Here is an 8,439-nt window from a genome sequence, read left to right on the forward strand (position 1 = left end):
GATCTCCGGGAGGGGCCGCGGCGCGTCCGGGAACACCGCTCCCGCGTCACGCCTTCGCACCAATGTGACCTCCCCCCTGCTCGCCCGCCCCGGAGCCGTCCCCGCCGACCCGCCGGACGCCGGTGTCGCCGCGCACTACGGCGACCCCTACGCCGAGCAGCGGCGCCTCGCGACCGGGCAGGCGCGGGTCGACCTGTCGCACCGCGGCGTCGTCCGCATCGCCGGCCCGGATCGGCTGAGCTGGCTGCACAGCCTGGTCACCCAGCACCTGACCGCCCTGCCGACCGGCCAGTCGACGCAGGCGCTGGTGCTCTCGCCGCAGGGCCACGTCGAGCACCACCTGCACCTGATCGACGACGGCGAGGCGGTCCTCGCGCACGTCGAGCCGGGCACGGCCGGCGCACTCGTCGACTTCCTCGACCGGATGCGCTTCCTGCTGCAGGTCGAGGTCAGCGACGTGACGTCCTCGTACGCCGTGGTGGCCGATCCCGCGCCGCGGCTGGTCCCGCGTACCGACGTCGCGGCCCACGACGCTCCGCTCGCCGGAGTGATGGCGTACGAGGCGCTGCGGGTGGCCGGCCGATCGCCCCGGCTCGGCCTGGACACCGACCACCGCACGATCCCGCACGAGGTGGGCTGGCTCGGCTCCGCGGTGCACATGGACAAGGGCTGCTACCGAGGGCAGGAGACGGTCGCGCGGGTGCACAACCTGGGCCGGCCGCCGCGCCGGCTGGTGCTGCTGCACCTGGACGGCTCCGACAGCGAGCTGCCTGCGGCCGGCGACGACGTGACGCTCGACGGGCGCACCGTCGGCCGGGTCGGCACCGCAGTGCGGCACTACGAGCTCGGTCCGATCGCGCTGGCGCTGGTCAAGCGGCAGGTCCCCGACGAGGCTGCGCTGACGGCGGGCACGGTCGCCGCCCGGGTGGACCCGGAACCAGCCGACGAGGCGCCGCTGTCGCCGGCTCGGCAGGCAGCGGCAGCGCGCGAACGGTTGATGCGCCTGCGCTGACGTGGTCGGCGGTGGCGTTCCTGCCGGAACGTGGGGAGCCCTGGCGGGATCAGCCTGGGCGGTGCGCTCCAGGGCGGTCTGAGGTCCGGACGGGCTGGTCAGCCGCGACCGAACAGGCCCTTCTTCTTCTTCGGGACGGCCGGAGCGACGGGGCGCGGAGTGGCGGGGCGGGTGGGGGGTGGCAGCGGCGGGTCGTCGTCCAGGCCCAGCGAGGTGAGTTCGCGTAGCAGCGCGGCCGTGTCGGTGTCGTGGTGACCGTAGGTCGGTACCGGCTGGACATCGGGCTCGTAGACCGGCGCGGGTGCCGGTGCCGGTGCCGGTGCCGGTTCGGCGGGAGCCACCATCGTGGCCGAGGCGCTGAGTTCGGCGAAGGCCGCAGCCTGGGCTTCGGCATCGATGCTGGGCGGCAGCTGGTTCGACGGGTCGTCCAGGTCAGCGGTGAACGCGGCGAACTCCAAGGCCGCAGCCTGGGCCGCTGCCTGCTCATCACGGCGCGACTGCTCGCTCTGCTGGGCAAGCAGCTGGGCCTCCTCCGCGGCCCGTGTTTCCTCGTCCAGACGTGCCTGTTCGGCGGCTTCCGCGGCGAGCCGTGCTTCCTCGGCGAGCCGGGCTTCCTCCTCGAGCTGTGCCTGCTGCGCGGCCTCCTCGGCTAGCCGGACCTCTTCCGCGAGACGTGCTTCTTCCGTCAGCCGAACCTCTTCGGCGAGCTGGACTTCCTCCTCGAACCGTGCCTGCTGCGCGGCTTCCTCTGCCAGCCGGGCTTCCTCTGCCAGCCGGGCCTCTTCCGCGAGCCGGACTTCCTCCTCGAACCTTGCCTGCTGGGCGGCTTCTTCCTCCAGTCGCGCCTCTTCCGCGAGCCGTGCGCGCTCCGCCTCTTCGGCGAGCCGGGCCTCTTCGGCGAGCCGTGCCTGCTCCGCCGCTTCGGCTGCTGCCTGCGCCTCCGCTGCGGCGCGTACATCCTGGAGGTTCACCACCTCGGCGACGTGGTCCTCGCCGTGCAGCGCCTCGAACTCCGCGACGTCGGCGGCCTTGGCCGCCTCGAGCTCGGCCTGAGCGACCGCCAGCTCCTCGGCGTCACGCTCGCGGCGGACCGCCGCCCGACGGTCCCGCTCGATTTTCCTCGGATCCTCGGGCTCGGGCGCCGGCGTGGCCGGTCGGCGTATGGGAGCACCGAATAGGTCATCGCTCGCTGTTGCGGGGCCGAGGAGAGCGGCCAGCGCCTCCGAGACCCGCGAAATGGAGCCGTCGACCACAGCGCTGTCAGCCGGTAGCTCGAGCGAGCGCGCCGGCTCCTCGCGTGGAGCCGGGACCCCCAGCCCGGTGAGTGTGGATACGAGCCGGGCCGCGAGTTCGGCAGGGGGAGTCGTCGCGGCGGATGCCTCGGCGAGGAAGGTCGCGGCGTCCAGCACCTCGGAACCGTCCGGCACCTCGGGACCGTCCGACGCGTCGGGACCGTCCGACGCGTCGGCACCGCCCGGCGCCTCGAGCGCGGCCTCCTCCACCTCGAGCAGCCCGGCCGAGACCAGCGTGTAGACGACCTGGCCGGCCTCGTAGAGCGTGAAGCCGCACTCGCGGGCCAACTCCGTGATGGTGCGTACGCCGTCGACCTTGCACATCAGCGACCAGGCGTCCGGGTCGATCTCGGTCTCGGCGGACGCGGTGTCACCGGCCGACAGCAGCGGAACGGCATCAGGACCGTGCACCGCCTGCGCGATCTGCGCCCACACCCCGTCGCGGGACTCGATCTCGTCCAGCAGCGTCTCGACGTCGGCCGGAGGCGCGACATCCTCGCGGGTGCGCTCGTTGACGCGGAACTTCCACGTCCCGTGCTGCCACCGCAGCAGATCCGACAGTGACGCCCGGACCTGCTCGTTGACGAAGTCCTCGACGACCGGCTGGTCGACGTATCCGAGGTGGACCAGCAGCTCGCCCAGCCGCCAGCCCTGCAGCTCGGTGCGCTGGGCCTCGAGTGCCTCGGCCAGGGCCTCGGGACCGAGGGCGCCGGAGGACACCAGTCGGGAGCCGAGCTGGGGGCGCTTGCCGGGTGCATTGACGGCGTAGACACGGCCACCGCGCAGATAGACCTTCGCGACCTCGCCGGCCCCGTCCACGACGTGCACGCACCCCGTCGCGGCGCCGTGGGCCAGCGAGCGCAGCACCTCGGGCAGGGGCGTGGAGCCGAGGTTGCCCTTCAGCACGCTCCGGCCTCCTCTCCGCCCCTGGGTACGCGGTGGCGCACCTGACGAGCATCGGCACGCACCCGCCCGACGTTGAGCCGTACGGGTCAACGGGTGCGCGCCGGGCCGGCCCGTCAGTGCATCTGCCACGATGGGACCCGAACACCCGGTTCGCGGACAGTGAGGAGCAGGCGTGAGCGTCGAAGGCACCGCGCAGGGGAGCCGGCGCATCGATCGCGTGCTGGCCGAGGACTTCCTCGACGGGCTGCGTGACCTGCCGCTCGCGGAGGTGCGCGAGCTGCGGCTCGAGGCCGAGCAGGAGGAGGTCGACCTGTCCTACCTGCGCCGGATGATCCAGGGCCGGCTCGACATCCTGCGCGCCGAGCTGAACCGCCGAGACAGCTCCTCGACGCAGACCCTCGTCGAGGGGCTGGCCACGATCCTGGCCGACGAGCCACGCACGCCGGCCCGCGGCCTCGGCCGGCACTCCACCGTCGAACCGTCCCGCGCCGACAGCCACCGCCGGTACGTCGAGGCATTGGTCGCCAACGTCGACCTGTCCGACACCGCGGCCCGGTCGACCGACGAGCTCGCCCACGCGATGCGCACCCTGTCGGAGGAGGAGCAGACCATCTCGGGCAAGCGCCGCGCGGTGCAGGCGGTCATGGATACGTGCAGCGGCGAGATCACCCGCCGCTACCGCGAAGGCGAGGCCGACGTCGACACGCTGCTCGCCGAGCAGCCCACGCAGGCGGAGTGAACGCAGACCCCGCAGGTTGACACCCACAGAACGCTAGGTAAGGTTAGGCTCCCCTAATAGCGAGTTGCGACCAAGGCGTGCAGCACCTCCCTGGACCACGCCCGGGTCGGGACACAAGGAGGAGCCGGTACGCATGGCCGGCAGCGATGTCGCCGTACAGGCAAGGATCTCGGTCGCCTGCGCCCGCCTCGGGTCGCTCACCACGTACGACCGCCGACCGAGCAGCCGGCACACCAGCAGCGTCACCGTGCTGGCGCGGACCGACGGCACGGTGGAGGTCCAACTGGCCCGGAGCACGATCGCGGCCCGGCAACTGCTCGCCCGGCCGGTGGCCAGCCTGCACGTCGAGCCTGATGGTTGTGAGCCGGTGCTGCTGCACGGGAGCGTGCGCCGGCTGCCCGGGCTCGGCGAGCGGGGCGGCCTCGTCTTCCACCTGGCGGTCGCCGCCGTCCGGGTCGGTAACCCAGCCGTGTTGCTCGGCGGGGCGGCCTACGCAGCGGCCGATCCCGACCCGCTGCGGGACGCCGCGCCGGCCGTGCTCGCTCACCTGAACGCCGGCCACACCGACGCTCTCGCGGCCTGCGTCCGCGACCGGGGCCACCGTGCCGCCTTCGCGTACGCCATCGGGCTGGACGCCGGCGGTCTCACCGTCGTCGGCGTCGGAGGCGGCGGTGCGGGACGGGTCCGGCTGCCCTTCCCGGCGCCGTTGGCGGAGCCGCGGGACCTGCCGGTCGGTCTCGGCCGCCTGCTGAACGTGCGCTGCGGCTGCGCAGCGTCCCGCCCGGCCGCCGTCGACCGGTGCCCGGATTCCGCAGATTCCCGTGCCGGCGACGCTGAGGGAGGCCGGCACTGAACACGGCGGGGGTCAGCGCTGCGTGAGCCGTGACGGCAGGATCAGCCGGAGTCCGGCGTCCTCGGCCTCTCGCGCGTCGCGCAGGGCGTGCGTCTGTGTCAAATCTCGCTCGGCTGTATCACGGTTGCTGAAGTCAACCTGCGCGGTGTACCGGCGGGCGAACGCAAGCGTGTCCGCGAGGGCCGCGTAGTTGCCGGTGCGGGTGGCAGCACGCAGCGCGGCGAGGTAGTTCTCTCGGTACACCGTCGGGATGATCAGTCTGACTTCGCCGGCTGTGACGAGCTCGGCGTTCATCATGATCCGGGCGACCCGGCCGTTGCCGTCCCCGAAGGGATGCACTTCGGAGATCAGGAACATCATGTACACGGCGCGCTGGAAGGGCGAGGTGATGCCGCTCATGAGCTCGAAGCCGTGGCGCAGTGTGCCGATGACGAGTTCAGGTGCCACGAAGTGGCTGTTGCCGGCTCGGTTGGGCCGGGTCTTGTAGGTGCCCGGGCCCTTGTCCGGCCTGCTGCGCATGACGGCGGCGTGCCGAGCAAGGAGTAGCTGTTCGAGTTCGTCGGCGCTCGAGGGGACACGGCGCATCTGGTCGTCGTCGGCGACGATCTCGTACGTGCCGAGAACATCGTGGGCGTCTGCTGGACGGTCGGTCGGGATGTCCCCGTCGAAGACGATGCCAGCCGCTTCATCCAGAGTGAACTCGGTTCCCTCGATGAAGTTCGAGAAGTACGCCTCGTAGAACGGCAGCAGCGCCCTGCGCGGGCGGTCCTCGGGCAGATGGGGCAGCACCACCGGGCCTGAGTCGGCCAGCTCACCGGCGAGTGCTCGGAAGGCGTCCAACCGCGTCGCGTCCACGGGCTGGCCCTTGGCCCGGGCTGCAAGCCGTGCCGTCCGTGGCACGTCCGCATCCCCGGTGCCGAGTGCTGCGCTGATGAGGGCGTCAAGGCGCGCCAGCTGCTTCTGCCGCGAGAGGACGGGCGCGAGCGCGCGGGCCTCGTCACGCAGCCGGGTCATCGCGGCCGCGCCGCGCTCGGCGGCCACGCGGTCCAGCCACTCCTCGACCTCAGCGTCGGACAGCGTGCGTGCTGTGGCGCCGCGTCCGCGCGCCAGATTGTCCAGCAGCTGCCTGGCCGGTGAGGACAGGTACAGCGACGTCTGCATGAACGGCGCATCGCCCTCGACCGGACCTGGTCCTCGTCGGGGTAGTACACGCAAGCCTGGCAGCTCGAGGGGCCGGGTTCGCGGGTGGTCGACGTGCATGGCGCCGTCATAGGGGCTGATCGAGACCGCGGTGCGGTCGACAAGGACGGCACCGGGCATCTCGTGGGAGACGATCTCCCAGAGGTGGCGCGCGACTACCCGTTCGGGCTCGAGGTCGACCACACTGGTGTAGATGCCGCTGGCGAGGCGGCGGAGTGTGCCCCGGCCTACGGCGCGGCTGAGCACGGCAGGGTCGGCATCCCCGCTGAACACCAGTGTGTTCCATGGACGGGCCACAAGCCTGCCCTCCGTCGCAGATCCTTGATCGAGAGAATGCTGGTCGGTCAGGTTCTTGCAACCAGCCCTCCGGTAGACAGGGTTCAGGGGGAGCCTTCTGAGCGTTTACTTGACCATTCGAATACCCGGCGGTCAAATAAATGCAACGCACATCTCGACGTACTGCTGCGTGACGCTGACCGACGGCTGGCCTCAGTCACGACGTCGCGACGTCGCGCCGTCGCGCCGTCGCGAGAGAATCTGATGAGTCCCGCGTCCTGCACCCGAACCCGTATCAGTGCGCGCAGGCGACGTGCCCCAGGCTCCTGTGCACGAGCGTGCACATCACAGCGAGCGCACGCTCGTACACACAGGCCCTTGCCGCGATGAGCACGAGCGTGCACAATGGTGAAGGTGCACGCACGTGCACAACCGTGCCGCGAGGGGAATGCGATGGCCCGTATCGAGACGGCTGGCGACCTCGGCGCGTTCGTACGTGCCACGAGGGTGCGACGCAGCATGACTCAGCAGGATCTCGCCATGGCGGCTGGGGTGAGTCGCAGGTGGATCGTTGAGCTCGAGGCCGGAAAGATGCGGGCGGAGCTCGGCTTGGTTCTGCGCGTCCTCACCACCCTGGGCGTGCCCCTGACGGCCGACGCCCCCGAGCCCGCCACTGTCAGCCGCAGCGTCACTTCAGCGGACATCGACCTCGATGCCCACCTGCGTGACCTTGCCGGATCGGCCTGATGGCGGCCAGTCGGCTTGTCGTTCTGGACGGCACGCGCTGCGTCGGCGTACTCGTACGCGCCGGGGGCGAGATCACCTTTCGCTACGACGATCAGTGGCTGAGCACTCCAGGAGCAACGCCGCTGTCGGTGTCGATGCCCCTCGGCAGGGTCGAGCACGGTCACGACGTTGTTCATCCTTGGCTGTGGGGACTGCTACCCGACAACGACCGCGTGCTGACGCGATGGGCCCGTACCTTCCACACCACGACCAAGCACCCGATGGGCCTCCTCGCCGTCGTCGGCCGCGACGTGCCAGGCCGGTTCCGTCTCGTGCCGGAGAAGGACGCGGAGACAGTCACCCCGTCCGGCGTCGAGTGGCTGTCCGACGCCGACGTCGAGCAACTGCTTCGCGAAGTCCGCGCCGATCACACGGCCTGGCTCGGTACGCGCGGCGCAGCAGGCCGGTGGAGTCTGGCCGGTGCGCAGCCGAAGATCGCCCTACGGTTGGACGGCCTGCGCTGGGGCCGTCCGTACGGCGACTCGGCCACGACACACATCCTCAAGCCAGCGATCCAGGGCCTCGACCAACACGACCTCAACGAGCATCTCTGCTTGCAGGCTGCGCGTCGCGTCGGCGTCCTTGCGGCTCGGACATCCGTCGTGTCCGTAGGCGACCAGCGGGCGATCTGTGTCGAGCGGTACGACCGCGCAATCAGAGGCGACGACGTCGTGCGCGTACATCAAGAGGACCTGTGCCAAGCGCTGAGCGTCGACCCGACCCAGAAGTACGAGAGCGACAACGGGCCGTCGGTCCCGGCCGCCGCCGCTCTACTGACACGGTGCATCGGTGAGCCGGCAGCGCATACGGCTCGCGAGCGCTTCGCGGAAGCGCTTGCCCTCAACTGGCTGCTCGCCGGACCAGATGCCCACGCCAAGAACTACTCCTTGCTACTCAGCCAGGATCAGGTGCGGCTTGCGCCGCTCTACGACGTCGCCAGCGTCTTGCCTTACGAGGACTTCTACGCCGGGAAGTTCAAGATGGCCATGCGCATTGGCGGGCAGTACCTCGCCGCGCGCGTCACGACCGATCACTGGCGCAAGGCAGCCGCCCAGCTCGCACTCGACGCGGACTGGCTACTGGCACGAGTCGCGATCCTGGCTGGGCAGTTGCCAGACGCCCTGGCGACCGCCGCCGCAGACGAGAGCGTGACTGCCCTGGACAGCGCGCTGCCGGAGCGCCTGGTCGAGCTTGTCGGTGACCGCTGCGCCGCTCTCCGAGCAAGGATCGGCTGACGGCTGTCAAGCAGCGCCTGCTCTGCGGAAGCGGCGGCAAAGGCAAGCGCGGCGCAATGCGCTGCCATACAAGGAACTGTACGCACTTGACTCGAACGTGCGTTCGAGTACTATGAGGACATGTCCCACGCCGATGATCT

The 8,439-nt window shown here is 70.9% G+C and carries 7 protein-coding genes; 5 read left to right on the forward strand and 2 right to left on the reverse strand.

Annotated features, from left to right (window positions below):
* Position 1: 1 nt before the first annotated feature.
* Positions 2-1,012 (forward strand): folate-binding protein, encoded by a 1,011-nt coding sequence (locus WD794_00310; GenBank protein ID MEX2288753.1) that lies wholly within the window; start codon positions 2-4, stop codon positions 1,010-1,012.
* Positions 1,013-1,110: 98 nt separating this feature from the next.
* On the opposite strand, the gene WD794_00315 is transcribed toward WD794_00310, so the two are convergent.
* Positions 1,111-3,210 (reverse strand): DUF4388 domain-containing protein, encoded by a 2,100-nt coding sequence (locus tag WD794_00315; protein MEX2288754.1) that lies wholly within the window; start codon positions 3,208-3,210, stop codon positions 1,111-1,113.
* 172 nt (positions 3,211-3,382) lie between these two features.
* On the opposite strand from WD794_00315, the gene WD794_00320 reads away from it, so the two are divergent.
* A complete protein-coding gene (locus tag WD794_00320) occupies positions 3,383-3,949 on the forward strand; it encodes an aerial mycelium formation protein (GenBank protein MEX2288755.1) in 567 nt (188 codons plus the stop codon).
* A gap of 133 nt (positions 3,950-4,082) precedes the next feature.
* Complete coding sequence (locus WD794_00325) at positions 4,083-4,802, forward strand: DUF2470 domain-containing protein (protein MEX2288756.1); 720 nt, start codon at positions 4,083-4,085, stop codon at positions 4,800-4,802.
* A gap of 12 nt (positions 4,803-4,814) precedes the next feature.
* Here WD794_00325 and WD794_00330 read toward each other — a convergent pair whose 3' ends face one another.
* A complete protein-coding gene (locus tag WD794_00330) occupies positions 4,815-6,275 on the reverse strand; it encodes a Fic family protein (GenBank protein ID MEX2288757.1) in 1,461 nt (486 codons plus the stop codon).
* A gap of 456 nt (positions 6,276-6,731) precedes the next feature.
* Here WD794_00330 and WD794_00335 point away from each other — a divergent pair, with 456 nt between their 5' ends.
* Both WD794_00335 and WD794_00340 read left to right on the forward strand, forming a co-directional pair.
* Positions 6,732-7,025: a helix-turn-helix transcriptional regulator gene (locus WD794_00335; protein ID MEX2288758.1), complete on the forward strand. Its 294-nt coding sequence runs from the start codon at positions 6,732-6,734 to the stop codon at positions 7,023-7,025.
* Positions 7,025-8,299 (forward strand): type II toxin-antitoxin system HipA family toxin, encoded by a 1,275-nt coding sequence (locus tag WD794_00340; GenBank protein ID MEX2288759.1) that lies wholly within the window; start codon positions 7,025-7,027, stop codon positions 8,297-8,299. Before WD794_00335 ends, WD794_00340 begins: the two co-directional genes overlap by 1 nt.
* Positions 8,300-8,439: the final 140 nt, after the last annotated feature.

The sequence above is a fragment of the Mycobacteriales bacterium genome, assembly GCA_040902655.1.
GTDB lineage: Bacteria > Actinomycetota > Actinomycetes > Mycobacteriales > SCTD01 > SCTD01.